The sequence below is a fragment of the Stenotrophomonas sp. 05L44_2 genome (assembly GCF_056665995.1).
The window spans coordinates 1-1,865 of record NZ_JBFTNR010000615.1 but is presented as its reverse complement, the minus strand read 5'-3'; the positions used below and the strand labels follow the sequence as shown (position 1 = coordinate 1,865).

The following is a 1,865-nucleotide window of genomic DNA, read 5'->3' as shown; positions in this document are numbered from 1 at the left end:
GCACTACCTGTATCCGTCGAATCCTGCGTCTGGCGTCAGCTCAACCATTCCTTGCAGCCGCTATCAACCTGATCACCACAGGCCGCCTGCATCCGCTGCTGCAGCCGCGCCAGCGTGTCCGCACCCTTGTGCTTGGCGCTCCACGCCTGCAGCTGCCCGGCCAGCCGTTCGAAGCGCTGGCGCGTGCGCTGGTGGTAGCCGGACGGCTGCTTGTCCAGCTCGGCGATCAAGGCCTCGGTGGCCTGCTCGATACGCGGTGCATCATCGGGTGCCAGCCGCAGCAGGCCTTCCACGTACAGCACGCCCCACTGCACGCGCGTGGCAGGGCCCTGCGCGCCTTCGTAGGCACGCTTCAGCCATTCCAGGGCGCCGGCGGTATCACCACGCTGCTCGGCCAGTTCGGCCAGCTCCGGCATGTAGTAATAAGGCTGCTCGCTGCGCTTCAGCTCTGCCAGCAGCAAGGCCTCGGCGCCTGCATCATCATCGACCTGGCGCAGCGCGTAGACGGCACTGCTGATGGTGGCCTGGCGCGCGTGTGCATCGGTGGCTGCGGCATCTGCGGCGGCCACGCGCTGCTTTACGCGCTGCACCAGTGCTGCCGGCAGCGGGCCTTCAGGCTGCTGCTGGCGTGCCAGCGCCAACTCGGTCAACGCACGTGACAAGGCATCGTCTGCGCGATCACCACGCGCGGCGTCGGCACGTTCCAGCGCGACCAGCAACTGCTGGCCGAGGGCATTGCTGCTGGCCGGACCGGCGCTGGCCTGCTTGACCAGCCCGGCGCCGGCATACCCCAGCAACTCGCGGTTGCGACGTACCTCCGCCGGTTGTGCCAGCACCGCCTGCAACAGTTCGCGTACCTGGGTGGGCGCTGCCGTCGGTTTCTCGGCGGTAGCCAAGGCGAGCAGCGCGAAGCGACGCTGCAGCGCAGGCTCGGGTGCGGCCTTGGCCAGCTGCTGCAGCACGTCCTGGGCGCTGCGCTTGCCAGCCAGGCGGTTGGCATCCACCTCCCAGCCGTAATCGCCCAGTACCTGCCAGTCTTCGGCGCCGAGCGTGGCCGGCGTTGCCAGCGCGGTCGCGAGCGTTTCAGCAACGGCGCTGCGGCGGCTGGCGGCGACGGTCAGGGCCCGGGTCAGTTCGGCCGCGTCGTTGCCGCCGGCCACGCGGGTGATTTCGTTGCGCTGCGGGTCGAGCACGATCAGGGTCGGATAGCCGCGCACGCCGAAGCGTTCGCCCCATGCCTGCGCGCCTTCTTCGTCGCCGTCCAGGTAGACCGGCACGAATTTGCCGGTCAGTGCGATGAAGGCCGGATCCTTGAACAGCCCCGCCTTGAGCTGGTTGCACGGCGGGCACCACACCGCGCCCCAGTACAGCAGCACCGGCTTGCCACTCTCGGCGGCTTCGTTGAAGGCATCATCCACGTCGCCCTGGCGCCAGGCGATGGCGGAGGCCGGGGCGGTCGATGCCGCCTTCGCCGTCGGTACCGGCGCGGACGCGGGGGAGCAGGCGCTCAGGGCCGAGGCCAGCAGCAACAGGGAAAGCGCGACGCGCATCGGCAGCATCTCGAAGGACAGGGTGGTGGGCCATTGTAGGAACGGTCGGGGTGCTGGCTGATGCAGTTTGCTTATGTCGCACGCGCTGCACGGCATGTGGGCTGGGTATCAGTGCGGACCAGGGGGCGCAGCCACCGCAGCGGACACCGCCAACACCAACGGCTGGTAGATCAGGCCGTGGTACTCGCCGACGTCGCCATCCAGCACGAACCCATAGTGTTCGTACGCCGGCACCGCGTTGAGCGAGGCGCGCACGGTCATCTGCGGGCCGCGTACCTGCGGCAGCACCGCCTGCAGCAGGGCACGACCGATGCC

Annotated in this window: 2 protein-coding genes; both read right to left on the bottom strand. The window is 69.1% G+C overall.

Annotation, left to right across the window (positions count from 1 at the left end; all coding sequences use genetic code 11):
* Positions 1 to 35 precede the first annotated feature (35 nt).
* Positions 36 to 1,559, bottom strand: a complete 1,524-nt coding sequence (locus AC1VAN_RS18210) for a thioredoxin family protein (RefSeq protein ID WP_282279878.1) — start codon at positions 1,557 to 1,559, stop codon at positions 36 to 38.
* Between the two features lie 99 nt (positions 1,560 to 1,658).
* A partial coding sequence (locus tag AC1VAN_RS18205; RefSeq protein WP_480986378.1) for a GNAT family N-acetyltransferase occupies positions 1,659 to 1,865 on the bottom strand: 207 nt, incomplete at its 5' end.